Here is a 22314-nt window from a genome sequence, read left to right as displayed (position 1 = left end):
CTCACAGCCCGTACGGGTCGTACTCGGGCCTGTTGTCGGCGTCGGCAGAGAGATTATATCGGTCCCGGAACTCAGCGAGTAGGTCGTCAGCGGCGGCGGTGAACAACACGGCGACGCCGTAGGGGCGGGCGTACGAGTCGGCGTCGGGCGGGTCGGGGTCGATGAAGATAGCGTCTGTCGGCGGTTCGCCGATACCGGGGAGTTCGGTCAGCAGTGATTCCATCGGCACGAGGCCGGTGAGCACGCTCGGGACGAACGTGCCGCCGGGCAACGGCGCGCGCGACTGCACGAAACACTCCGCGACCGGCTCGCCGTCTTCTTCGAGCACGGCGCTTGCCGGGCGTTCGAGCCCCGGTTCCCAGAGGTCGGCCGCCACTTCTGGGACTTCAGCATCCACAGCAAAGTCCATCGCGACGCGGTCGAGCCGCTCGAAGGAAAGTAGCGACCAGGCCTCGTCCGAATCGTCGGGATCGCCGCCGAGCGTCGCCTCGACGAGGGCTCCCGTTCGGAGGCCGTCGACTGCCGGTTGGCGTTCGCCGTAGCCGGACTGGTACACGGTGTAGAGCCGCGTCGCGTCGGTGTCGAATAGATTGATGTGCGGGACCGCTTCGACGACGCGGTAGACCCTGAATACGCCCGTACGCTCGTCCATATCTTCCCGACGGGTTCCACCGTCAAGACTCCGCGGACTCACCGCTGCTCAGGCACCCGCCACGAGCTTGAGCCACTCGGTCAGGCAGTCGTCGCTACAGTGGTGGTGGCGCTGTCGTCCGCCGGCCGTATCCAGAACTCCGACGACGAGGTGCCAGTCGTCGGCGTAGACGTGGCCGCCACAGACCACGCAATCGCGCACCGTCTCGTCGTCCGTCCGTTTTCCGACGGATACCGTCTCGACGTAGTAGGTCCCCCCGAGGGCGTACGGCGTTTCCAGCTCCATCGAAACCGTCTGAGTCCCACACACCCGTAAATAGCAGGGGTGAACCGACCGGTTCGACGCAACACGGAGGTAGCCTCGGTTCCAAGCCACAGGTATGAGTCAATCTACAGACCTTCCAGACCCGGACCCGGAACAGCTCCGCCTGGCCGTTGAACGGTTGCTCGACGAGACGGTCGACCGCGACGAGGCGCTCCACGTCACGGCCGACGATATTTCGGTCTCTATTCCGATGCGGTTCGGTTCGGACTCCCCGCAAGCGACGTGGCGGTTCGACGGCGACGTGACGATCTCAGTCGACGGTATTCGGGGGCCGCTCAGAGAGTGGGTCGACCTCCTCGAAGAATAGCCGGCATCGGAGCCGAGGCGCTCAGAACGTCTCGACGTGGGGGCGGAGATCGAGTTCCAGCGTCCACGCCGAGCGGTCCTGTTCGACGAGATGCCAGTACGACTGGGCGATCTCGTCCGGATCGAGATACGGTTCCGCGTCGCGGTCAGCTGCGTCGGCGGCGTTCGTCGGGAGAATCTGACCGTCGATGACGACGTGGGCGACGTGGATGCCTTCGGGCCCGAGTTCTCGGGCCATCGATTCGGCCAGCCCGCGGACGGCGAACTTGGCGGCGCTGAACCCAACTCCGCCGTCGCGGCCCCGGACGGCGGATGTCGCACCGGTGAAGATTATCGTCCCTCCGTCACCCGTCAGCATGTCGTCGACGGCCTCCTGGGAACAGGCCAGCCCGCCCGCCGGACCGACGGCGAGCGCGCGCTGGAACTCGTCGTGTGAAATCTCCTGCGTTCCCTTCCACGCACCGCCGCTGGCGTGGTTCACGAGCACGTCGACGGGGCCGAACTCGTCCCGGACCTGCTCGAAGCCTGCTGCGACCTGGTCCGGGATGGTAATATCAGTCTGTACTGCGAGCGCGTTGTCACCGAGGTCTGCCGACAGTGACTCCAGATACGACGCCGACCGGGCGAACAGGCCGACCTGACAGCCTTCGTCGACGAACGTTTTGGCCAGTGACTCCCCGAGGCCCGGACCGACACCTGCGATAACTGCTGTCCGTGACATATGCATACGAACGACTACTAGGTGGATGAAAGTATGGTCACAGCGGCAATGCGGAGTGGAGGGCCGCAATATCCATGGTGGTGACCGGCACCGAAGGGTTCCGTGTCAGTCGTCTCCTCCGTGTGCGTGGCCGATACGCAGCGCCACGGCGTTGAAGACGACGAGCGCGACGAACGCGATCCGCGTCGCCCCGGAGTTCAGGCCGGTAATCAGTAGCGGGAGATATAAAAACGGGAGTGCAATCGCCGTCCAGAACGCGATACCTCGAACGGCGGAGACGAGCGACTCGTCGAACTCCGGGACGGACTCATCAAACTGGGCGAGTAATTCGTATGCGGACGAACTTGACATATGGGGGACCTACCCACGGCTTCTACTGGAGATAGCTTATAACCTCTAGAGGTTTCCGCCCGTTTCGCTTCGTTTCACGCACAGCGGCCCCTAGCCGTTCATTTTATTACCGGCTGAAAGACGCTTAGACGTTTTATCGGCGGTGTAACTGTGGTATAACCTACTGTAACACTCCCAGTCCCGGTGACGCCTCCGGTGGACGTGTACGACCGATTACGGTCCGAGTAGTGACACAGTTACGTCGTGCGCTGTGTCGCTTAGTGTCGTGCTATCGACGACGTGGTCCGGAAGCGACTCCCGCCACTCGGCGAGTCGCTGCTCGTGGTAGGTCCGATGGCGCTCCACCGAGTACGTCTCATCGTCCGCGGCCCGGAGTTCGTCGGCGGTGTCATCGGGCGTCGGATACGACGGTGCATCCGTAGTCAGCAGTGAGTCGGGCTCGATGTGAACCGTGTCATCGTCGTCGTCGGCCTGAACGACGTGGAGACGCGCCCGCATCCGGCCGCTGAACGGTGGTGTGACGCGCAACACGGTCTCTGATTCGTCTGCAGTCGCTTCAATAGCTGCGACGAGGTCGGTGGCGCTTATCGCGATTGATTTGATGTCTGTCGGGTCAGTTTCCATGGCTGAGTCTGTGTGTCCCATTGGTTCAGGCAGTTACATCCGGTTGCTATAGTCCCAGGTGTGGAGACGGTCGGGTGTGATCGTGATCTGGATCTCGCGGCGGTCGGGTGCGAGCAGTCGTTCGGCCAGTGGTGAGTCGGTCCCGCCGAGATAGCGGTGCAGCAGGTCGGTGAGCACCGTCTTGTCCTCGTCTGTTGTCATCGTCGCTGTGCCATTGCCTCTGACGCCGCGGTACGGCGGCTCGTTCGTCGAGACTTCGAATGACACGTCGCCGTCATAGTCGAGGTAGTCGACAACCGCTGCGTCTGCCCCGGTCGCACACTCGAAGACACCGTCAACGAATCGGTACCAGAGCGAGAGCATCCAGGGCCTGTCTGCTGGAGTTCGGCACCCGAGACGGAGTGGAACCGTTTCGGCGCTGAGAAACTGTTCCATCTCCCCGCTCGTCCACGGTCCGGAGACGGTCACCATACACACAGGGTACGGTCGCCGCTATGTTAACATCTCTGGCATGAGTCACTGCCCTGTGACAGCACGCCTCCATGAAAAAGTCAACAGACCAACTGCAGTGTTCTCAGAATCGATAATATGCTGGGTACCTTTATCTTGCTGTTCGGGAAAGTCACCGTGAGAGCAGTACGTGAGTCGACAGGAGGGACAACAAGTGCAAAAGCGTGTTGAGACGGAGGAGGCAACGGTTCTCGTCGTCGACGATGAACAAGATATCGCGGATCTGTATTCGACGTGGCTGCTGACCGCACACGACGTCCGGACCGCACACAGCGGTACGGAAGCGCTCCAGTTAGTCGACGCGTCCGTCGACGTCGTCTTTCTGGACCGGCAGATGCCCGATATGAGCGGTGACGAAGTCCTCGATACCATCGCAGAACGGGGTGTCGACCCGGCGGTAGTGATGGTAACGGCCGTCGACCCGGACTTCGACATCGTCGAGATGCCCTTCGACGAGTACCTGACTAAGCCGGTCAGCCGCGAGGACCTTCTCGACACCGTCTCGGAGATGCTCGTCCGGACCACGTACGACGATCAGGTGCAGGAGTACTTCGCCGTGGCCTCGAAGAAGGCGACGCTTGAAACGCAGAAGAACACCGCGCAACTGGAAGCCAGCGACGAGTACCGGACTGTCAGCGAGCGACTCGAAGAACTCCGCGAGACAGCCGATTCCACGGCCGCAGAGATCGACGACTTCGAGGCCGTGTTTCAGGAGTTCCCCGGCGGCGGCCTCTCGTCTGGCTGACCGCTGGCGGTTCTTTTCCCACGAAATTACCATCTAAGTCTCCAAACAGTCGTGACAAGCACGACAGCGTTCGGGAGCGACTCGGCGAGGATACCGTCTGCTCGCTCGGAACAGCCCTGCTCGGGCTAGTCGCGTACCGTTTGTTCGACACGGGTCAGCGATGCTGCTGGCTGCTGGCCGATGTGATCTGGAAAATGCCCGGGGAGGGCTCCGAACCCTCGATCTCCGCATGGCCCAGGTCTGGGGCGTGACGAGCGCCCCGGGGTCATGACGGGTGCACTGCCGCATGAGTCGAAAGACCCTATGAGTGCGGCGCTATGTCCAGCTAAGCCACCCGGGCGCGGGTGCATTCAGCCGTTGGCCGTTAGCCGTCTTGAAGGTTCTCATCTCTGCCGGGACTGTGGCACAGTCCCACGCTTTGTCCGCCTGATCGGCGCTGATAATCGACCCGCGGATTTAAGCCACCACGCAGGTATGCAGGCAGTATGGAGATACCAGACCTCGTCCAGCAGGAACTCGGGGACGAGGAGATCCGGGGCGGTGTCAACCTCGGCGACGAAGACGCGGCCTGTTTCACACCGACCCGGACGCTCGTCTACCGCGGTGAGGGCCTTCTCAGCGACGAGAAGGTCGCCAGCTATCCGCACGACTTCGAACGGCTCACGGTTTCGGAAGGCCGCCGCAAGACCAAGTTCTCGCTCATCTACACCAGTGAGAAGCTCGAACTATCCGTTCCCGGCAGCCGCGGCGATGCCGTCCTCGAACGGCTGCTCGAAGGGAAGCTCACCGTCTCGGGCGGTATCGCCCCAGACGAGAGTCTCGCCGGCGTGTTCCGGTTCAGCGAACTGACGCTGGTCGTCACCGACCGCCAGCTACTCAAGCACATCGGCAACGTCACCTGGGACGCCGACTACGAGGCGTTCTCCTTCGACGACGTGACCGGTCTGGAGTTCGAGGAGGGCAGCGTCGCCACGGCTGTCGTGCTCTCGTTCAACGAGCGGCCAGAGCGCATCAAGGCCCCGTCCGAGCAGGCACCGATGGTCCGGAAAACACTCGAAGAGGCTCTCTTCGCGTACCACGAAGTTGATTCGCTTGCCGACCTCAACGCCAAGGTCGGGGCCGACCCCGAGAAGAATGCTGACGAATCCGGCAACGGTCTCGGCCTCGAATCCGGTATCGACCCGCTCGTGAGCAACGACGAGGAGGGCGGTGACGGCTCCGAAGCTGAATCTGCGAGCGCCGGGACACAGGCCACGACTGCAGCGACCACCGAGCAGGGAACCACCGCCGAAGCCACGACGGATACCCAATCCAGTGACGTAACCAGCGTAGACACCGACTCGGTCGAGCCGGACACCTCGGCAGACCCCGATATCGCTGAACTCGAAGCACAGGTCGCCGAACTGACCGCCGCTGTCGAGGCCCAGAACGAACAGCTCCAGAAGCAGGAGCGCACCATCAAACAGCTCATCAAGGAACTCCGCCAGGGCCGCTGAACGGTCTGTTTTTGACTGCCTGTCCTTCACAACGAGGGGCGCTCACTCCGTCCACGACTTCGCTACTCGCGGCTCATTTCGTTCGCCGTTCGTAATTCCGAGGGCCGCTCGCTTCGCTCGCGCCCCCCGCTACTCCCGCCCTAACACTTTCCGAATACACGTCGACCCGAACGGTCCCAGTTCGCCGCCGTCGAACTGGACGAAGTGGCCCGTACTGATAGCTGCGCCACAGCGCTGACACGAGAACTCCCCCTCGCGGACGACCACGTCGCTGTCGAAGTTCACGTACGACCCCTGTGACCGCGGGCGGACGACGCCGTTCTCGCGCTCGATGAGGCCACGCATCACTGCAGTATCGAGTATCTCGCGCTGGACCTGTGGGTTGGTCGTCACTGTCTCGATACGGTCGAGCGCGTCGGCGACGGACAGCTCCCCGTGTTCCAGATGGGCGAGCAGTTCGACGCCGAGTTCGACCGGATCACGCCTCTCGGACACAATCGCCGATTCAACCCCGAACAACCTAAAAGATACCACAAAGCGTTTGTCGATTGCTACCGCTCAATTGGGTAGATGGACCGCCTCGCGAAGCGACAACTGGTCGGGACTGCCGGGCTGGTGGTAGTCGTCGCCGTCGCGACAACGCTGCTCACCCCCGAGCGGGTGGTAGCCCAGACGACGCATCTCGCCGACCACCCTGTCTACCTCGCGGGCGTCATCGTCGGGCTGTACCTAGTTCGCCCGTTCTTCGCGTGGCCGACGATGCCGCTGTCCGCGTTCGTCGGGTTCGTCCTCGGCGTCAAATACGGCTTCCCGGTCGCACTGATGGGCGCACTCGTCACCTGCCTCATCCCCTACCGGTTCGCGCTCCGGGCCGGCGAACAGGGCGGGATGTTCGGCTGGCTGGGGGACTCAGGCCGCCGGATTATCGAGGTGACCGGCGAGACGCGGGGGGTGCTCGCGGCACGGCTCTCACCGGTGCCTGCGGACCCCGTCTCTTATGGAGCCGGGTTCGCCCGCGTCTCGCCGCGCTCCTTTGCGGTCGGGACGTTCCTCGGCGAGATTCCGTGGGTCGCGGTCGAGGTCACCGCGGGCGCGTCGCTGCGGTCGCTGACGCTCACGGGGCTCAGTGTCGACGCGCTCCCGCACGTCCTGTTGTTCTCCGCGGCACTGGCTGTGCTGGTACTCGCCGGCCCGGCTTACCGCCATGTCAGCGCTCCGAACTCGTCGTGAACTCGAACCGCGCGCCGCCGTCCTCGCTTTCGGTCACCGACACAGACCAGCCGTGGGCCTGTGCGACCTCAACGACGATTGCCAGCCCGAACCCGGTCCCGGTGTCGCTCGTGGTGTAGCCGCGCTCGAACACGTCATCTCGCTCTTCCGGTGGGATTCCCACGCCGTCGTCGGCGACGTAAAATCCGTCGTCCGTTGTTCCGACGGAGACAGTGACCGGGGCTGCGCCGTCTGCACAACGTCCGTGTTCCACACTGTCGTCGGACTCCGTCCGACTGCTCGTGGAGCCGTGTTCTACGCTGTTCCGGAACAGGTTCTCGAACACCGTGCGAAGCCGTGCCGCGTCGGCTTCGACCGCCGCTGTCCCGTGTTTTTCGAGCGTGGCTTCGCCGGTTTCGACATCGATCCAGGCCTGGCTCGCGAGGGCAGCGAGGTCGACCATCGTCGTCTCGCCGACCGTATCGCCCTGTCTGGCGAGCGTCAACAGGTCGTTTATGAGTTCGTCCATCCGATCGGCCGCGGACTCTGCCGCTTCGAGGTGCGAGACGTCGCCCGACGTCCGAGCGACCGATATTCGCCCTTTGACCACGTTCAGCGGGTTTCGCAGGTCGTGGCTGACGACAGACGCGAACTCCGCAAGCTGTCGCTCCCTGTCTTTCCGGTCGCTGATATCGCGGATGACGCCCGCTGTGCCGTTGAACTCCCCGTCCGCGGCTGGAAGCAACGCGATATGGATCTCGATAGGCGTGTGATTCCCGGTCTGGTCGACAATATCCGTTTCGAAGGTCACGTTCTGTCGGGTCGGGTCAGACAGGATGGTCCGGATGAGCTCGCTTCCGCGGTTGATGTCCTCGCCGGTCATGATCGTCGAGATGTGCTCGCCGATCAGCTCGTCCGGTTCGAACCCCGTCAGTTGCTCTATCGCCTCGTTCACGTAGGTGAACACACCCTCGTCGTCGAGGGTGTACACCGGGTCGCCGACGGCCTCGATGATCGTCTCGTAGCGTTCGAGTTCCCGTTCGCGTTGCTTGCGCTCCGTCGTCTCGCGCATCACGCCGACCGAGCCGTCGAAGTTCCCGTCCTCGTCGAACAGCGGTGCGATCCTGTCCTCGTTGATCCGGACTGTCCCGTCAGCGGATATCGTCCGCATCTCGTAGGCCCCCCACGTCCGCTCGTCGTCGTCGAGCAGGTTACAGATGAGTGCTGTCGCTCTTTCGACATCCGTCTCGGGCATGAAACGGACTGGTTCCGAGCCGACGATTTCCGAGCGGTCGTACCCCAGATGGGCGGCCATCGCCTCGTTTACCATCTCTACTGTCCCGTCAGTATCGAGGACGTACATCGGGTCCCCGACGTTTTCGACCAGCGTCCGGTACTCCCTGAGCTCCCGTTCCCGGCGTTTCCGTTCGGTAATATCCCGGCCGATACCGGCAATCCCGAACAGGTCGCCGCGCTCGTCTTCGATGAGCGAGCCCTTGAATTCGTACTGGAGCGCCCTGCCGTCAGCCGTCTCGACACCTGCTTCAACGGTTCCGTATCCGGTCTCCAGCGTCTCCTCGAACACTCGCCATAATTTCTCGTGGTCGGAATCCACGATGAGTTCCCCAATGCCCATCGACGCTAGCTTCTCGTTTGTGTAGCCGGTCACCGACGAGACGGTGTCGTTCCATCGGACCAGACTGCCATCGGGACCGACAACGTAGAACATATCGTCGACGGAGTCGATGAGCTTCTCGGTAAATGCCCGCTGATTCGCGAGTTCGCGCTCGCGCTCCTCGCGCGCGGTTACGTCAGTGATGAACCCTTCGAGGATTTCGACCCCGTCGTCGTCAGTGCCGACGACGCGCCCGCGCTCCCACATCCAGCGGGTCTCACCGTCGGCCGTCTCGATCTGGTAGGAGACTTCGAACGGTTCGTCGGCGGCGATACAAGTCTGGACCGTCTCCCAGAGACGCTCCGTCTCGGATTCTTTGATCAGCGTCCCCCAGGAGACGTCGCCGCTCTCAAGCGCCTCCGAACTGTAGCCGACTAACTCCGTCGCACCGTCGCTGACGAACTCCATCGGCCAATCGGGCACGTTCCGTGCGCGATACACCATCCCCGGCAGGTTCGAGATGAGCGTCGACAGCATCCGCTCGGACTCTTCGAGCGCGACCTTGGCCCGCCGTTCCCCGACAGCCCGCTCGATACGGTTGGCAAGGACGGTGTACTGGTCCGTCCCGACTCCTTTCTGGAGGTATTCGGTGACGCCAGCGGAGATGGCATCACTCGCGATTTCCTCGTTTCCTTTGCCAGTAAAGAGAATAAAGGGTAGCTCCTCGTACTCCTCGCGGACGACCTTCAGGAATTCGAGTCCGTCCATGCCCGGCATGTCGTGATCGCTGACGACACAGTCGAACGTACGCTCGGACAACCGCTGTAACCCATCTGCCGCGCTTCGCACGGTACAGACGGAGATATCATTGTGAGTTTGCTCCAGATGGACCGCAACGAGATCGCCAAGGTCGGGGTCGTCGTCGACGTGCAGCACTGAAATCTCTCCCCCGTGGCCACTCATATCACTTCTTTCGTTGTTCCAAGATATTAAACCCGCGAGCGTATCGTCAGTAGAACGTGTCAGCGCAGTCATATACGACGCCGTGCTCCGGACAGACGTACTTGCAGTGTCGGTGGTACATTGCCCGTTCACAGAGTGGGCAGGGCCGACCCCCGGGCTGCTCGTCCATGATTTCGTAGAACAGCTCCGCTCGCTTGTGTCTTCCGGAGTTTCGGAACGGAATCCGGACGAAATTGGAACAATCCCTTTTGCGAGGTAGACCCTCGATTGAGTCGTGACTGACGACCTCCTTGACTCGCCCGGCGGTCGGCTGCTGGTTAGCGTTGCCGCCGCCGTCGCAGGCCTGGCGGGCTCCTACGCTGTGACCGGCTACGCACCCACATTCATCGCCTCGCCAATCGAACGGACGCTCGCGCGGTCGATGCCCGGCGTCGTCGTCTCGACTGCCATCTCGACGCTCGGTAGCCTCGGTCAGCAACTCAATCTCCTGCTCGCGATTGGCCTCGCGGGGCTGTTCATCGCGCTGGCGGCCAGAGCGGCCATCCTCACCGGCCAGTTGGCGAACAATCGCGCCCTCCCGGTCGTCGGAACGGCCGTCGTAACTTGGGCCGTGAGTGTCGTTCTCACCGGCGAGGTCGTCCTCGCGGCCGGTCCGGCGGTTCCCGCCGCCGCCGTCGTCGGACTTGCACAGACACTCGACAGATTCGGTGGTCCGATGTCACCGATCTCCTCGAAACGGCGGCGGGCGCTCTCGACGGTCGGCGCGGCCGTCGGCGCGGCGACGGTCGGCTACGCAACTGGCAACCAGCGGTCGGTCGTCGCGACGGGTGACGATGCGCCCGTGCTGAATGCGCCGGGAGCGGACCTCGACGATGTCGACGAAAAGCTCGCCGTCGCGGCAGACTATTCCCTTGGCCTCGGCGATATCGACCCGCTGGTCAGCGAAAACTTCTACGAGGTCGACATCAACTCCATCGACCCGGAGCTCTCGGCCGCGGACTGGTCGCTCTCTATCACCGGTGCTGTCGAAGAGGAGGTCACGCTCGACTATGAGGATATCATAGAGATGGATGCCGAAAACCGGTTCGTTACGCTCCGCTGTGTCGGTGAAAGTCTCAACGGCTACAAGACAGACACCGCGCTGTGGACCGGCGTTCCCGTCGACAGCCTCCTCAAAGAAGCCGGCGTTCAGAGCGGCTGTGAATGCGTCATGCTCCGGGCTGAGGACGACTACTACGAGGAGTTCCCCATCGACGCGCTCCGGGGCGGGATGCTCGCCTACGGCATGAACGGAAAGGTCCTCCCGCGGGGCCACGGCTACCCCGTCCGAGCACTGGTCCCCGGCCACTGGGGCGAGGTCAACGTCAAGTGGCTCTCAGAGATCGAAATTCTCGACGAGGAGGCCGACGGCTACTGGGAGAAACGCGGTTGGCAGGGGACCGGCCCCGTCAATCCGGTTGCCAAACTCCACCACGAGTCGACGCTTTCGGACGGCCGCCGCCGCATCGGTGGCCACGCCTACGCCGGCCTGCACGGCGTCCAGCGCGTCGAAGTCTCCACCGACGGCGGCGAGACGTGGGCTGACGCGACGCTCTCGGACCAACTGCCGGCGGCCGACGGCAACGGCCCCGCAGAGGACGCGTGGCGACAGTGGGAGTACACCTACGACCTGCCCTCGGGCGGCCACACCGTCGTCGTCCGAATGGTCGACCAGCGCGGCGAGGTGCAGCCCGAAGAAGAAACGGACTCCTATCCCAGCGGTCCCTCGGGCTGGGTGTCGAAGCAGTATTCGTAGTGCAAAGCGAGCGGCACATACCGCTGTAGTCGCTACCTGAGGTATGGACGAGACGATTGCGGGCGAGGTCATTCACGTCGTGGAGCCGGCCGAGCACGAGGATTACGACTTCGAGCCCAAGATGGCGTCGCTCGCGGACTCACGCTACGTCATCGTCTGTCGCAAGGGCGGGAAGCCATCGTGGCTCGAACGGATCGCGGCCTTTCTCCGCCGCCAGCCTATCGAGCCGGTGACGCTCGTCGCGGACTCGGCGGCCGAGGAGGGCGCGGAAATCACGGCGGCTGTCGAGGAAACGACGATTACCGGTGTGTACGACGTCACGGAATTCCGGTAGCGGACGCACCGGATACCGACACTAAATATTTCATAGAGTGATAAGAATAACTGATGTTTATTCAGCAAGGGGTAATCTCATCTCCATTAACTCTCATTATATTCGCACCATCAATTAGATAGAGGGCCTTTGATTCGTAATCCGCTTCTAATTCTTTCGTTGAGTAGTGATACGGGACGTTTACCTCAACATACTTTCCACGATTTGTCTCATTTATTATTTCAGCATATTTCGTTCCAGTTTGCCCTCCAGGTGCACCACTTGCACAAGAAGCATTTTGTAGCTGATTAAAAATATAATCCTCCTCAGCGGATAGTGCTCGTTTTTTGCACTGTTATTTACCACTAGTTGAGGAGTTTGCTCATCGGTTGTTGTATCCTCACGTAAAGACTCGGTTGATGTGCTGATCTCAGAACTATTCGGAGACACACAACCCGCGCCAACCAGACATAGGACAAGTACTGCCAGAAAGACCGATCGTGAGGAATCCATTACAGTTTGGTTAGTGTTATCGAGTGAATACTTTGTGATCCAACTCATATAGGCCCCATACCGGGTGGACACTCTTGCCGGAACCATTGAGAAAGAGCGGATAATATTAACCAATAGTTTTTGATGATTTAATCAGTATGTCATCTGTATTGACAATTTATCAATAACCGACACGGGGTTTGCGAATAGTTCTATGACACGCTGTTACTAGAAAAGAAACGGCGTCAATCGCGGTGAAAGCCGATTCCGTGTGTCACCGACTCAGCACTCGGACCAGCCACAGGACTCGCAGGTCTTGCAGCCTTCCGAGTAGTACAGCGACAGCGAGCCACAGTCAGGACACTCCGGGCTCTCGCCGGCGTCGATGATGTCCTGCTGGTCGCCACCTGCGTCAGATGCGGCGGCGGCCGCACCGCCGTCAGTCTGGGTCTGCGTGGCGGTCTCGCCGTCGGCCTTCTCGGCAGTCTCCTCCAGCGTGGTCTGGTCGGGGTAGGCCTTGTCGACGTCGCCGTCGAGGTAGCGACGCAGGGCCGTGCCGATGGCGTCCGGGATGGACTGGATCTGCTCGCCCTTGTCCCAGGCGACCTTCGGCGACCGGATGCCCTGCAGTTCGTCGGCGATCTCTTCGGGGTCGACGCCCGAGCGCAGCGCCGTCGAGATGGTCTTGGCCAACGCCTCGGTGAAGGAGGCAGTGAAGCCGCCGGAGTTGCCGATGTTGGCGAACAGCTCGAACGGCCGGTCGGTTTCGGGGTCCTCGTTGATGTTGACGTAGAGCTTCCCGTAGCCGGTGTCGATACGCTGGGTCACGCCGTGGAGCACGTCCGGCCGGGTCTGCTTTTCGGCGTACTCGGCGTCCCCGTCGGCGACACCCAGCACCTGCTGGATGGAGTCGTCGATGGCAGCCTGCACGGCCTCGTCCTCGAGGAAGCCTTCGATGCCACCGAAGACCTCCTCGATCTGGGCGACGATTTCGTCGGCGTCCATGTCCGAGAACTCGGTGTTCTGGGCACGCGTGGTCAGCACCTGTTTGCTGCGGGTGCCGTCGCGGTAGTAGGTGACGCCCTTGCCGCCGTGGTCGTAGATGTACTCGAAGACTTCGGCGGCGTCCTCGGTCGTGGAGTCGTTCGGGGCGTTGACCGTCTTCGAGATGGCGGAGTCGACGCCCTCCTGACAGGCCACCTGAATACCCGCGTGCTGCTTCGCCGAGAGGTCGCCGGTGGTGACGAACAGCTCGCCGATAGCGTCGGGCACGGTCGTCAGCCCGTCGACGCCGTCGAACTCGTTGTTGGCCATCTGCTCCTGAGCCTCCTGTTTGACGGCCTCGACGTCGATGTCGTTGTCCTCCAGCGCGCGGAGGAAGTAGTCGTCGAACTCCACGAGCATCTCGTCGCCCTGTACGTCGTCGGAGACGTTCTTGTAGTAGGCGACGTTGTAGATGGGCTCGCACCCGCCGGTGGTGTTGCCGATCATCGAAGTCGTCCCGGTCGGGGCGATGGTCGTGGTATTGTGGTTGCGGATCGGGTAGCCGTCCGCCCAGTCCTCGGCGTCCTCGCCGGTCTGCTTCTCGAACCACTCGGGGTAGTCCGTCGGGTTCGCGTACTTGGAGTTGTCCCACTCCTCGAAGGTGCCGCGCTCGGTCGCAAGCTCGTGGCTCGCAGCCTTGGACCCGTGGTTGATGTGGCGCATCGTCTGGCGGGCGATTTCGTTGGCCTCCTCGGTCCCGTAGGCGACGCCGAGCTGGATGTACAGCTGGGCGAGGCCCATGATACCGAGGCCGATCTTGCGCATCTCCCGGACTTTCTGCTCGATTTTCTCGACCGGGAAGTCCGACATCGTGACGACGTTTTCGAGGAAGCGGGTGCCCAGTTCGATGCGTCGGTCGAACTCGTCCCAGTCGATGGCGTCCTCGAGGAACGCGTCGATGGCGGCTTCCGTCGAGTCGTACTCGTCGGCGTGGGCCTCCGACCAGACGCGCCAGTCCGGCGCGTCCGTGGCGGCCAGCGTCGAGAGGTTGATGTGCCCGAGGTTACAGGCCTCGTACTCTTCGAGGGGCTGTTCGCCACACGGGTTCGTGGCGAGAATCTCGTGGTCGGGGTGCTCCTCCACGTCGAAGGAGTGCTGCTTGTTCACCCGTTCGAGGTAGATGACGCCGGGCTCGCCGTTCTCGTGAGCGCCCTCGACGATGTCGTCCCAGAGTTCCTCGGCCGGAATCGAGAGTTCCTCACCGACCTCGACGTGTTCGCCGAGACCGAACATGTCGTACAGTTCCTTCGTCTCCTCGGTGGCGATGTGGGCCTCGCCCGTCCGCGGGTTGGTGAAGGTGAACTCCTCACCGGCCTTCAGCGCCTCCATGAAGTCGTCGGTGACGCCGACGGAGATGTTGAAGTTCGAGAGGTGGCCCTCGACGGCGTTGCGGAGGTGCTTTGGCACCTTTCCGTCGTCGTCGATGAGTTCGCGAGCCTCCTCCAGCGCCTCGGCGAAGGAGTTGTGCGTGAAGTCGTCCGGGTCGTTCAGGCGCAGCGTCTCGGCGAGCGAGACGTCCTTGTTCTTGGCGTGGATGAACTGGATGACGTCCGGGTGGGAGACGCGCATGACGCCCATCTGGGCACCGCGGCGGGCGCCACCTTGGGCGATGGTCTCGCACATCTGGTCGTAGGTCCGCATGAACGTGATGGGACCGGAGGCGATGCCGCCGGTCGAGCCGACGGGGTCGCCGTACGGGCGGAGCTTCCAGAACGCATAGCCCATGCCACCGCCGGACTGGAAGACCTGTGCGGCCTCCTTGGCGGTCTGGTGGATGTCGTCGATGTCGTCAGCCGGTGAGTCGACGAAACAGGCGGAGAGCTGCTGGAGTTCGTCGCCGGCGTTCATCAGCGTCGGCGAGTTCGGCATGAAGGAGAGCTGCTCCATCTGCTCCTGGAATGCGTCGGCGGTCGATTCGACGTGGTCGCGGACACCCTCGGGCAGTTCCGGGACGACCGTCTCGTAGGCGAATTTGTTGACGTTGTAGACAGAGAGCTCGGTCTCGACGTCGTCGTCGACGGACGTTCCCTTGCCGAACACTTCGTCGGCGAGTTCGTCGCGGCGCGGGTGGTCGGGCTTCAGCTGGTCCGGCGAGACGTGTACGTCGACGTCCTGCTTGTTGGCCTCGAACACGGCCTCGGCGAGCGCGATGTTCTTTGCGACACGGTCGAAGAGGTCTTCGGGTTCCTCGATGAGGTCGCCGTTGGCGTCCTTCCGGAGGTAGCGAGCCGGGAGGATGTTGTGGTAGGCGTTGCCTGTGAGTCGCTCTTCGATAGTGTCACCGTCGGTACGTTTGATCGGGAGCGTGATCTCGTCGGCGGAAAGGTCGCTGTTACTCATCGCCCGCTCCTCCTCCCGACAGCGGCCGTCTGTCGGTCGATACCCCTCGTCGTAGCTACCCGTGATCCTGTCATTTCTGGCGGCGAATACGTATTCATCGATAGCGTTTAATCCTTCTTGTCTGCGATTCGGCGGCGGCCGTAGCAATCTCCGGAGTCGCGGCTACGGTGCTCGACGAACTGTGCTGGTGACGCGTGAAACGATAGTCGCGTACAACGGAATAGATGCCGTCGATTCTCCTTAATACTGTCCAGACCGAAGTGAAAGTGAAACCCCGTCCCTGTGAACCACCAGACGTGAGTGAGATATCCAGTAGAAACTGACGGGGGTTTGCGGGTGGTGATATACGCTCGCTAACAGTGCGTAGGGAGGGAGTAAGGCTGTGTCAGACGCACCGCAGTACTGCGGTTTTGGCAAAACAGGCCTGTCAGTCCATGCGGTGTCGATATGGTGTGGTGGTAGCTCAGTTCGTCCCTGTGCCATCCGGGAACGTGCCCGGTATTCAGTCCGAGGCCGGACCGAATGGAAGGCGAGAGGCGGGACGCTTACAGGTCTGTGGACCGAAGGAGTGTGCGTGCAGTACGACGGGCTCACCAAGGGAATCGCAGTGGTGTTTGGAGGCCTGACAGTCGTCCTGACAGCGGTGGGCCTCGTGATCAATCCCGCGGTACTCTTCCTGGCGCTCATGTTCGGCGTGTCGACGTATTTCATGTACTACCACCTCAGTGGGAAGATGGCCGCGAGCCTCTACGAACGGGTCGAGCGACAGGCGGCACAGAACACGGGGAACGCCCGTCGCGGTGGGTTCGGTGCCGGCCCACGGGAGGAGTGGGAACCACCGCGAGACGGCCGCCGAGCGCGCCGCTCGCGAGCGTCGCAGGGTGGCCAGCGTCGTCGCCAGGGACGGCAGCGACAGCGTCGCCAGGCAGCGGGCGGCCGGCAGCGCCGACAGCGGGTTCAGTCGTCGGGACCGAGTCCGGCGGAGGCCTACCAGCGGCTCGGCATCGAGCCGGACGCCGATCAGGGGACGATCAAGCGGGCTTACCGGGAGAAAGTCAAGGAGGTCCACCCCGACACTGACAGCGGGAGCGAAAGGGAATTCAAGCAGGTGCAAGCGGCCTACGAAACGCTGACTGACGACTGACCGCAATTCCCATATGCAGCGCTCCGAACCCGGACGTATGGACAACGACACGCCGCCGCTCATCGTCGACATCGACGGAACGTTGACTGACGAAAGCCGAGCGATTGACCCCCGCGTCATGCCGGTCCTTCGCGAGTGGCCCGCACGCGTCGTCATCGCGACCGGAAAAGCGATGCCGTTTCCAATTGCGCTCTGTGAGTTTCTCGGCATCGAACGGACGGTCGTCGCCGAGAACGGCGGCGTGGTGTTCGTCGAAGCTACCGACGAGCTCAGGCTCGAAGGCGACCACGAGGCGGCGCTCGCGGTCGGCGAGGCCTATCGCGACCTGGGCCATGACCTGGGATTCGGACAGGTCGACTTGGCAAACCGATGGCGCGAGACGGAACTCGTCGTGTCGCTCGACCAGCCGCTCGAACCGCTGGAGGACCTGGCCGCGGCACGCGGGCTCGTCGTCCTCGACACCGGCTTCGCGTACCACGTTACAGACCCGGTCGTCGACAAGGGGACGGGCCTCGAAGCGGTGTGTGCTGAACTGGACCTCGCTCCGGAGACGTTCCTCGCCGTCGGCGACTCAGTGAACGACGCCCAGATGTTCGACCTGGCTGGAGAGGCCGTGGCCGTCGCCAATGCCGACGAGACAGCGCTCGAACGCGCCGACCGGGTTACCGACGGGACCTACGGCGACGGCTTTCTCGAAGCGGTCGCGCCGTACCGGGAGTGACAGTCGTGTGATTCACTTTTAGACCAGTCGCTAATCAGATGGGCAAACAGGTGACGCCATCGGCGCAACCCAGCACACGGAGCGGCGTCACACAACCGCAAACTCCGTGTGGCGACTCAGTCCACGACCCGGTCTGGCAGCGCCTTCGCGTATAAATATCCGTCCGACTGATACTGTGAGAGATACACTCAGCCACCGCTCTCAGGAGTTCTCTGGAGCCGTAAATCCGGGGAAGGCTTATATCTACCCCACAGTAACGGGTGGGTATGAGCCCCGACCGGGCTGTCCTCCGGCGCGCGCTTGACCGCGGTGAACGGGAGGGCGGCAGCGTCGAGTTCAAAGAACGGCTCACCGAAGATCTCCACCTGTCAGAGGGGCGACTCGAATCCCTCGCAGCGCAACTCCGCCACCGCGTTCTCTCCGGGGATGGGGAGGCGACGTACGTCGTCGGCGTCACCGACGACGGCGGTCTGGCCGGCATCTCACCGGCGGAGTTCTCTGAGTCGATGGACGTACTCAGCCTGCTGGCAGAGGAAGCCGGTGCACACATTGAAGAGGTGAAAACGTGGGGCGTCGACGGCGTCTCGGAGAACGGGCCGACAGCCTCCGATGGCATCGTCGGTGTCGCGACCGTCTCGGAGGGATCGGTCCTCGCGGACGACGACCACATCGTCGTCGGAACCGCCGGCCACGTCGACCACGGCAAATCCACGCTCGTGGGGTCGCTGGTCACTGGTGACGCAGACGACGGGGAAGGCGGGACACGCGGCTTCCTCGACGTGCAACCACACGAAGTCGACCGAGGTCTCTCGGCGGACCTCTCCTACGGCGTCTACGGCTTCGATGAGGACGGTGAGCCGATCCGCATGGACAATCCGCACCGGAAGGACGATCGAGCGCGGGTCGTCGAAGCATCAGACCGGCTCGTTTCCTTCGTCGACACTGTGGGCCACGAGCCGTGGCTCCGGACGACGATCCGCGGCCTCGTCGGGCAGAAACTCGACTACGGCCTCCTGACCGTCGCGGCCGACGACGGGGTGACCGAGACGACGCGGGAGCACCTCGGGATCCTGCTGGCGACGGATCTCCCGACGATTGTCGCCATCACCAAGACCGATCTGGTGGACGAGGAACGGGTCGCAGAAGTCGAACGGGACGTCGAACAGGCACTGCGGGAGGTCGACAAGACGCCACTTCGGGTCGAGCGCCACGGCGTCGACACGGCCATCGACGAAATCTCCGAGACCGTCGTCCCCGTCGTCACCACAAGCGCCGTCACGAAGGAGGGGCTGGACGACTTAGACGAGATGTTCGAGGCCCTGCCAAAGACCGCCGGGGAGGTGGGCGACTTCCGCATGTACGTCGACCGGACGTACAACGTCCAGGGAGTCGGCGCGGTCGCCTCGGGCACCATCAAATCCGGCGAGGTCGAAGCTGGCGACGAACTGCTACTCGGCCCGATGCAGGACGGGAGCTTCCGCGAGGTTGAGGTCCGGTCCATCGAGATGCACTACCACCGGGTCGACGAGGCAAAGGCCGGTCGCATCGTTGGTATCGCACTGAAAGGCGTCCGCGAGCAGGACATCGAGCGCGGGATGGTCCTGCTCCCGGCCGACGCCGACCCCTCGCCCGTCCGGGAATTCGAGGCCGAGGTGATGGTGCTGAACCATCCGACCCGCATCGGCGACGGCTACGAACCCGTCGTCCACCTCGAAACGGTCAGCGAGGCCGCGGCCTTCTATCCAGAGGGCGGGCAGTTGCTCCCGGGCGACGCGGGCAAGGCCCGGGTTCGGTTCAAGTTCCGTTCCTACCTCGTCGAGGAAGGCCAGAAGTTCGTCTTCCGCGAGGGGAGTTCGAAGGGCGTCGGGACCGTCACCGACATCGACCCGGCGGAGTAGCGGTCCGCTGTCTCACTGGTCTTTCCCGTCTTCAGTCGGCTGTCTGTAGCCGTCAGTCGTTTTCTCGGCGAGTCCGAACAGTACGGCCCACTCCAGCAGATTCGCCGTGCGCTCCTGCCAGACGGCTTCCCAGTCAGCGTGACGCTCTCGCTCCCAGCGGGGAATCTCAGCCCGAAGGGCATCGAACGCATCATCAGTATCTACCGGCTCCGAATTGAGAGCCTCAACGAGCACGTCGACGCCGAAGACTGATTTCTCGAACGCTGTTGCGAGGGCCGCCTGGTCGTGGTCGGTCCGCGTCCGGTAGTAGCCCCGGTCGCTCTCGGCGACCAGTCCCAGCGCCTGTAGGAAAACCAGATATTTTTGGGCCGTTTCGCGGTCGGACACGTCAGTCGCCGTCTGAATCGCGCGACAGCAGTCGGCCTCGCTGTCGGGGACGAGCGGAATCGCGTCTCTGGCGCTCTCCAGAAACGAGTGCGAGCGGGCCGGTGGCGCGACCTTGTAACGCATACCCGATTACAGGCCGAAGCTCTCGGCCAAGACGCCCTCGCTCGTCCCACCGACGACGTGCGTGTCGCCGCCGACCACGTCGATGGTGACCGCCGCGGGGCCGAACAGTTCGACGGGGAGCTCCGCGAAGTCCCAGCCGACGTCCTCGAAGACGCCTTCCAGCGGCTCGCCGTATTCTTCGGCTGCGACGGAAGGCACCTGGTCGAAGCGGTCGAAGGACTCGTCGACAGTGAGGTGGACCTCGCTGCCGTAGGCGAGCGCGTCCGTGGTCCGGGCCATCGCGGTCGCTTCGTCGCCGGCGACCGGCGCGACCGGCGCGCGGCCGCTGGCCGACAGCACCGACACCGGGTCGAAGCCGAGTTCGGCCAGCCGGAAGACGGCCAGTTCGGCGGCCCGGGCCGCGGCGACGACGCTCCCGGTGACACTCGCGGTTGCGAACGACGGCAGGAACACGCCCGTCTCGGGGACGCCGGTGCGCTCGGCGACCTGGCTCGCAACGTCCTCGTCCGGCAGTTCGTCGGTTTCCAGGGCCAGCACGGCGAAGTCGGCGTCCTCGCGGTAGCCGATGCGCTGGAAGGCCTCCTCCTCAGCGACGAGCGCGCGTGCGGGACCGCTCCCGAGTGCCTGAAAGTCGTCGACAGTCAGTTCCCAGCCGCCCTTCTGCGAGCACAGCAGGGCCAGCGCCGGGTGGTCCGTCGACAGTTCGACGTGGTTCAGCGGCGCACCGTCGACGGTGGCCATCGTGGACTGGACCGTCGCCAGCCCGGCCGTCTGGATTTCCGCGAGTAGCATGCCGGCTTCGACAGCGCCGGGGACCTCGACGCCGAAGTCCAGCACCGCGGCGTCGCCCTCCAGCGCGTGTACGTCTATCGTGAGTTCGTCGGCGAAGTCGATGGCCTCGTCAACGAGTTCCGTGGCCATCCGATTGAGACTATCCATACGCCGTCTTTGGCACCCTTCCCTTTAATCTCCGCCTTCGGCCGCGTCGCTTCTGGCTGCCCGACCCAGATGCTCCTCAACGGCGTCGACCTTGTCCCGCGCCTGCTGGTCGACGGTCCGCTTGTCGTCGATCTTCAGGAACGTGCTCACGCGGTCGCTCTGCTCGCCGACGGCCTCGTGAGCCGCGTGGGTGGCCGCGAACAGCTCCTCGCTGTCCTCCGCTTCGATGATGGTCCCCATCGGCGTCGTCTCGTATTCGACGTCGAACGCTTCCAGCGCCGCGACGGCGTCGGCGACGTAGGAAGACATGCTCCCTTCGATGACCGGTGCGACCGAGAGAAACCCTATGCAGGTCATACCGGTTCCGACGCGTGCCCGCGACCTAACCGCTGTGGTGTTCGCGCGACCCGCCGTGGTGCTCGCGTGACGCTACCCGCTGTCGGACTGGAGTAAAGAAGACGCCGCTGTTCGGAACGCTTACTCGCCTTCCTCGACCGGAGCCCCGCGAGCGTTCGTCTTCACGCTCTGGAGGCCCTGCTTCGCCTTCTGCTTGGAGGCATAGCCCTGCCCGCAGTCCGCGATTATCTCCCCGTTGTCGTGGCGGAGCCGCCAGCGCGCCTTGCCCTCGCTGTCTTTGAAGAGTTCGAACGTCGCTTTGCTGCCCCCCTCTTCGACAACACCGTCGTCGTCTTTGGACTCGTCGACGACGTACGCGCCGGGTGCGTTGGATTTGACGCTTTCGAGCCCCTGTTCGGCCTTCTGCTTGGAGGCGTAGCCTTCCCCGCTGTCGGCGATGATGTTTCCGTTGTCGTGGACGAGCCGCCAGCGGTACTGCTCGGCATTGTCCTCGTACACCTCGAAGGTCGCCTTGCTCGCAGCCATGTCAGTCGCTACCTCCCCCTCGTCTTCGTCCCACTGCATATCGATTTCAAGTGAGACAGTGCCGTCTTCCTGCTCGACCTCAACCTCGAACTCGGATTCGGCCGGCGGCGTGACCGTCACAGTCTGTTCCTCATCTGCCGGGGCCGGCTCACCGCGGCTGAGCCTGTTCGCCAGCCGTCGGAAGTACGACGCAATTCCTCTTCGGCTCCGCGTTTCCTGTGACTCGTGGACCGTCTCGTCTGTCATACAACCGGACTGTCGATGGGGTAGCAAATAATGGTACTCCCCATCTGTCAGGCAATGCGATAGTCGCTCAGGGGAACCCTCGATACGTGGTGTGCAATCAGATGACTCAAAGGGACGCATCGCTCGTCGGTTTGCGTCGTCAGAAATGCGCTGGCTGGGATTTGAACCGGAGCCAGACGGTCGCCCTCACTCGCTACGCTCGTTGTGGGCGCTGCGACTGGCAGGATTCAAATCCAGTTCGATTTTATGACTCACAGATTACGAGCACACGCTACGCGGTGCTCGGTGGAGTTGTTCGTCGTAGAAATGCGCTGGCTGGGATTTGAACCCAGGTTGTGACCATGGCAAGGTCACGTGATACCAACTACACTACCAGCGCTCGCTTCGTTCTGCACTGACCCTCACGGCCGTCGGCCGCTCGGTACCAGCGCGCAACGCCTCGTTGCAATCAAATCTGGCGGGGGTGAGAGTAAA

At 63.1% G+C, this 22314-nt stretch carries 23 protein-coding genes and 2 tRNA genes; 9 read left to right on the top strand and 16 right to left on the bottom strand.

Annotated features, from left to right (window positions below):
- Nucleotide 1: 1 nt before the first annotated feature.
- Together HAH_RS10565 and HAH_RS10560 are read right to left on the bottom strand one after the other, a co-directional pair.
- Nucleotides 2–652 (bottom strand): hypothetical protein, encoded by a 651-nt coding sequence (locus HAH_RS10565; RefSeq protein ID WP_014040898.1) that lies wholly within the window; start codon nucleotides 650–652, stop codon nucleotides 2–4.
- Between the two features lie 48 nt (nucleotides 653–700).
- Nucleotides 701–937 (bottom strand): DUF7576 family protein, encoded by a 237-nt coding sequence (locus HAH_RS10560; RefSeq protein WP_014040897.1) that lies wholly within the window; start codon nucleotides 935–937, stop codon nucleotides 701–703.
- A gap of 94 nt (nucleotides 938–1031) precedes the next feature.
- Between HAH_RS10560 and HAH_RS10555 the strand changes: the two genes are divergently transcribed.
- Nucleotides 1032–1283 carry a hypothetical protein gene (locus tag HAH_RS10555; protein WP_014040896.1) on the top strand — a complete coding sequence of 84 codons (252 nt, stop codon included), beginning with the start codon at nucleotides 1032–1034 and terminating at the stop codon, nucleotides 1281–1283.
- 21 nt (nucleotides 1284–1304) lie between these two features.
- Here the strand turns inward: HAH_RS10555 and HAH_RS10550 are convergent, their stop codons facing one another.
- The 4 genes from HAH_RS10550 to HAH_RS10535 all read right to left on the bottom strand — a co-directional run bounded on the left by HAH_RS10550 (nucleotide 1305) and on the right by HAH_RS10535 (nucleotide 3449).
- Nucleotides 1305–2003, bottom strand: coding sequence for an SDR family NAD(P)-dependent oxidoreductase (locus tag HAH_RS10550; protein ID WP_014040895.1), 699 nt, complete (start codon nucleotides 2001–2003; stop codon nucleotides 1305–1307).
- 105 nt (nucleotides 2004–2108) lie between these two features.
- The gene (locus tag HAH_RS10545) at nucleotides 2109–2354 is read right to left on the bottom strand and encodes a hypothetical protein (protein WP_014040894.1); all 246 of its coding nucleotides are present in this window, start codon (nucleotides 2352–2354) and stop codon (nucleotides 2109–2111) included.
- A 213-nt stretch (nucleotides 2355–2567) separates the two neighbouring features.
- A complete protein-coding gene (locus HAH_RS10540; protein ID WP_023843359.1) occupies nucleotides 2568–2999 on the bottom strand; it encodes a hypothetical protein in 432 nt (143 codons plus the stop codon).
- A 12-nt stretch (nucleotides 3000–3011) separates the two neighbouring features.
- A complete protein-coding gene (locus HAH_RS10535) occupies nucleotides 3012–3449 on the bottom strand; it encodes a pyridoxamine 5'-phosphate oxidase family protein (RefSeq protein ID WP_014040892.1) in 438 nt (145 codons plus the stop codon).
- Nucleotides 3450–3642: 193 nt separating this feature from the next.
- On the opposite strand from HAH_RS10535, the gene HAH_RS10530 reads away from it, so the two are divergent.
- Nucleotides 3643–4233 carry a HalX domain-containing protein gene (locus HAH_RS10530; protein ID WP_014040891.1) on the top strand — a complete coding sequence of 197 codons (591 nt, stop codon included), beginning with the start codon at nucleotides 3643–3645 and terminating at the stop codon, nucleotides 4231–4233.
- Between the two features lie 195 nt (nucleotides 4234–4428).
- Here HAH_RS10530 and HAH_RS19520 read toward each other — a convergent pair.
- Nucleotides 4429–4573 (bottom strand) — tRNA-Met (locus tag HAH_RS19520).
- 145 nt (nucleotides 4574–4718) lie between these two features.
- Between HAH_RS19520 and HAH_RS10525 the strand changes: the two genes are divergently transcribed.
- Complete coding sequence (locus HAH_RS10525; RefSeq protein WP_014040890.1) at nucleotides 4719–5729, top strand: DUF7115 domain-containing protein; 1011 nt, start codon at nucleotides 4719–4721, stop codon at nucleotides 5727–5729.
- Nucleotides 5730–5858: 129 nt separating this feature from the next.
- Here HAH_RS10525 and HAH_RS10520 read toward each other — a convergent pair whose 3' ends face one another.
- Nucleotides 5859–6248 (bottom strand): DUF5830 family protein, encoded by a 390-nt coding sequence (locus HAH_RS10520; RefSeq protein ID WP_008312872.1) that lies wholly within the window; start codon nucleotides 6246–6248, stop codon nucleotides 5859–5861.
- Nucleotides 6249–6299: 51 nt separating this feature from the next.
- Between HAH_RS10520 and HAH_RS10515 the strand changes: the two genes are divergently transcribed.
- Nucleotides 6300–6959 (top strand): TVP38/TMEM64 family protein, encoded by a 660-nt coding sequence (locus HAH_RS10515; protein WP_014040888.1) that lies wholly within the window; start codon nucleotides 6300–6302, stop codon nucleotides 6957–6959.
- On the opposite strand, the gene HAH_RS10510 is transcribed toward HAH_RS10515, so the two are convergent.
- On the bottom strand, nucleotides 6937–9516 hold the full coding sequence (locus HAH_RS10510) for a PAS domain S-box protein (protein WP_014040887.1): 2580 nt from the start codon (nucleotides 9514–9516) through the stop codon (nucleotides 6937–6939). The two genes, HAH_RS10515 and HAH_RS10510, sit on opposite strands and share 23 nt — an antisense overlap.
- Before the next feature lie 46 nt (nucleotides 9517–9562).
- Nucleotides 9563–9685 (bottom strand): HVO_2523 family zinc finger protein, encoded by a 123-nt coding sequence (locus tag HAH_RS20390; protein ID WP_004591539.1) that lies wholly within the window; start codon nucleotides 9683–9685, stop codon nucleotides 9563–9565.
- A gap of 105 nt (nucleotides 9686–9790) precedes the next feature.
- Between HAH_RS20390 and HAH_RS10505 the strand changes: the two genes are divergently transcribed.
- Both HAH_RS10505 and HAH_RS10500 read left to right on the top strand, forming a co-directional pair.
- The gene (locus HAH_RS10505; RefSeq protein ID WP_014040886.1) at nucleotides 9791–11311 is read left to right on the top strand and encodes a sulfite oxidase; all 1521 of its coding nucleotides are present in this window, start codon (nucleotides 9791–9793) and stop codon (nucleotides 11309–11311) included.
- 43 nt (nucleotides 11312–11354) lie between these two features.
- Nucleotides 11355–11645, top strand: a complete 291-nt coding sequence (locus HAH_RS10500; protein ID WP_014040885.1) for a DUF7526 family protein — start codon at nucleotides 11355–11357, stop codon at nucleotides 11643–11645.
- Nucleotides 11646–12398: 753 nt separating this feature from the next.
- Here HAH_RS10500 and HAH_RS10495 read toward each other — a convergent pair.
- The gene (locus HAH_RS10495) at nucleotides 12399–15500 is read right to left on the bottom strand and encodes an adenosylcobalamin-dependent ribonucleoside-diphosphate reductase (RefSeq protein WP_014040884.1); all 3102 of its coding nucleotides are present in this window, start codon (nucleotides 15498–15500) and stop codon (nucleotides 12399–12401) included.
- 574 nt (nucleotides 15501–16074) lie between these two features.
- Between HAH_RS10495 and HAH_RS10490 the strand changes: the two genes are divergently transcribed.
- The 3 genes from HAH_RS10490 to HAH_RS10480 all read left to right on the top strand — a co-directional run bounded on the left by HAH_RS10490 (nucleotide 16075) and on the right by HAH_RS10480 (nucleotide 19263).
- Nucleotides 16075–16644, top strand: coding sequence for a J domain-containing protein (locus HAH_RS10490; protein ID WP_014040883.1), 570 nt, complete (start codon nucleotides 16075–16077; stop codon nucleotides 16642–16644).
- Nucleotides 16645–16681: 37 nt separating this feature from the next.
- Nucleotides 16682–17365, top strand: coding sequence for a phosphoglycolate phosphatase (locus tag HAH_RS10485; protein ID WP_014040882.1), 684 nt, complete (start codon nucleotides 16682–16684; stop codon nucleotides 17363–17365).
- A gap of 266 nt (nucleotides 17366–17631) precedes the next feature.
- Nucleotides 17632–19263, top strand: a complete 1632-nt coding sequence (locus HAH_RS10480) for a GTPBP1 family GTP-binding protein (RefSeq protein ID WP_014040881.1) — start codon at nucleotides 17632–17634, stop codon at nucleotides 19261–19263.
- Between the two features lie 12 nt (nucleotides 19264–19275).
- On the opposite strand, the gene HAH_RS10475 is transcribed toward HAH_RS10480, so the two are convergent.
- From HAH_RS10475 to HAH_RS10455, 5 genes are all read right to left on the bottom strand, one after another.
- Nucleotides 19276–19773: a hypothetical protein gene (locus HAH_RS10475; protein ID WP_014040880.1), complete on the bottom strand. Its 498-nt coding sequence runs from the start codon at nucleotides 19771–19773 to the stop codon at nucleotides 19276–19278.
- A gap of 6 nt (nucleotides 19774–19779) precedes the next feature.
- Nucleotides 19780–20712 carry a methenyltetrahydromethanopterin cyclohydrolase gene (gene mch / locus HAH_RS10470; RefSeq protein WP_014040879.1) on the bottom strand — a complete coding sequence of 311 codons (933 nt, stop codon included), beginning with the start codon at nucleotides 20710–20712 and terminating at the stop codon, nucleotides 19780–19782.
- Nucleotides 20713–20736: 24 nt separating this feature from the next.
- Nucleotides 20737–21069: an MTH1187 family thiamine-binding protein gene (locus tag HAH_RS10465; RefSeq protein ID WP_014040878.1), complete on the bottom strand. Its 333-nt coding sequence runs from the start codon at nucleotides 21067–21069 to the stop codon at nucleotides 20737–20739.
- A 120-nt stretch (nucleotides 21070–21189) separates the two neighbouring features.
- Complete coding sequence (locus tag HAH_RS10460; RefSeq protein ID WP_014040877.1) at nucleotides 21190–21840, bottom strand: HVO_2922 family protein; 651 nt, start codon at nucleotides 21838–21840, stop codon at nucleotides 21190–21192.
- A gap of 307 nt (nucleotides 21841–22147) precedes the next feature.
- A tRNA-Gly gene (locus HAH_RS10455) sits at nucleotides 22148–22219 on the bottom strand.
- Nucleotides 22220–22314: the final 95 nt, after the last annotated feature.

The organism is Haloarcula hispanica ATCC 33960 (assembly GCF_000223905.1).
In the GTDB taxonomy this organism is placed as follows: Archaea; Halobacteriota; Halobacteria; order Halobacteriales; family Haloarculaceae; genus Haloarcula; species Haloarcula hispanica.
This window is presented reverse-complemented; position numbering and strand designations above follow the sequence as displayed.

Bases quoted from the DNA above. Each gene is read 5' to 3' on its own strand.
- HAH_RS10500 (WP_014040885.1), top strand. From the start codon at position 11,355: ATGGACGAGACGATTGCGGGCGAGGTCATTCACGTCGTGGAGCCGGCC.
- HAH_RS10465 (WP_014040878.1), bottom strand. From the start codon at position 21,069: ATGACCTGCATAGGGTTTCTCTCGGTCGCACCGGTCATCGAAGGGAGC.
- HAH_RS10495 (WP_014040884.1), bottom strand. From the start codon at position 15,500: ATGAGTAACAGCGACCTTTCCGCCGACGAGATCACGCTCCCGATCAAA.
- HAH_RS10525 (WP_014040890.1), top strand. From the start codon at position 4,719: ATGGAGATACCAGACCTCGTCCAGCAGGAACTCGGGGACGAGGAGATC.
- HAH_RS10515 (WP_014040888.1), top strand. From the start codon at position 6,300: ATGGACCGCCTCGCGAAGCGACAACTGGTCGGGACTGCCGGGCTGGTG.
- HAH_RS10555 (WP_014040896.1), top strand. From the start codon at position 1,032: ATGAGTCAATCTACAGACCTTCCAGACCCGGACCCGGAACAGCTCCGC.
- HAH_RS10540 (WP_023843359.1), bottom strand. From the start codon at position 2,999: ATGGGACACACAGACTCAGCCATGGAAACTGACCCGACAGACATCAAA.
- HAH_RS10510 (WP_014040887.1), bottom strand. From the start codon at position 9,516: ATGAGTGGCCACGGGGGAGAGATTTCAGTGCTGCACGTCGACGACGAC.
- HAH_RS10480 (WP_014040881.1), top strand. From the start codon at position 17,632: ATGAGCCCCGACCGGGCTGTCCTCCGGCGCGCGCTTGACCGCGGTGAA.
- HAH_RS20390 (WP_004591539.1), bottom strand. From the start codon at position 9,685: ATGGACGAGCAGCCCGGGGGTCGGCCCTGCCCACTCTGTGAACGGGCA.
- HAH_RS10565 (WP_014040898.1), bottom strand. From the start codon at position 652: ATGGACGAGCGTACGGGCGTATTCAGGGTCTACCGCGTCGTCGAAGCG.
- HAH_RS10460 (WP_014040877.1), bottom strand. From the start codon at position 21,840: ATGACAGACGAGACGGTCCACGAGTCACAGGAAACGCGGAGCCGAAGA.
- HAH_RS10545 (WP_014040894.1), bottom strand. From the start codon at position 2,354: ATGTCAAGTTCGTCCGCATACGAATTACTCGCCCAGTTTGATGAGTCC.
- HAH_RS10550 (WP_014040895.1), bottom strand. From the start codon at position 2,003: ATGTCACGGACAGCAGTTATCGCAGGTGTCGGTCCGGGCCTCGGGGAG.
- mch (WP_014040879.1), bottom strand. From the start codon at position 20,712: ATGGATAGTCTCAATCGGATGGCCACGGAACTCGTTGACGAGGCCATC.
- HAH_RS10560 (WP_014040897.1), bottom strand. From the start codon at position 937: ATGGAGCTGGAAACGCCGTACGCCCTCGGGGGGACCTACTACGTCGAG.
- HAH_RS10485 (WP_014040882.1), top strand. From the start codon at position 16,682: ATGGACAACGACACGCCGCCGCTCATCGTCGACATCGACGGAACGTTG.
- HAH_RS10475 (WP_014040880.1), bottom strand. From the start codon at position 19,773: ATGCGTTACAAGGTCGCGCCACCGGCCCGCTCGCACTCGTTTCTGGAG.
- HAH_RS10535 (WP_014040892.1), bottom strand. From the start codon at position 3,449: ATGGTGACCGTCTCCGGACCGTGGACGAGCGGGGAGATGGAACAGTTT.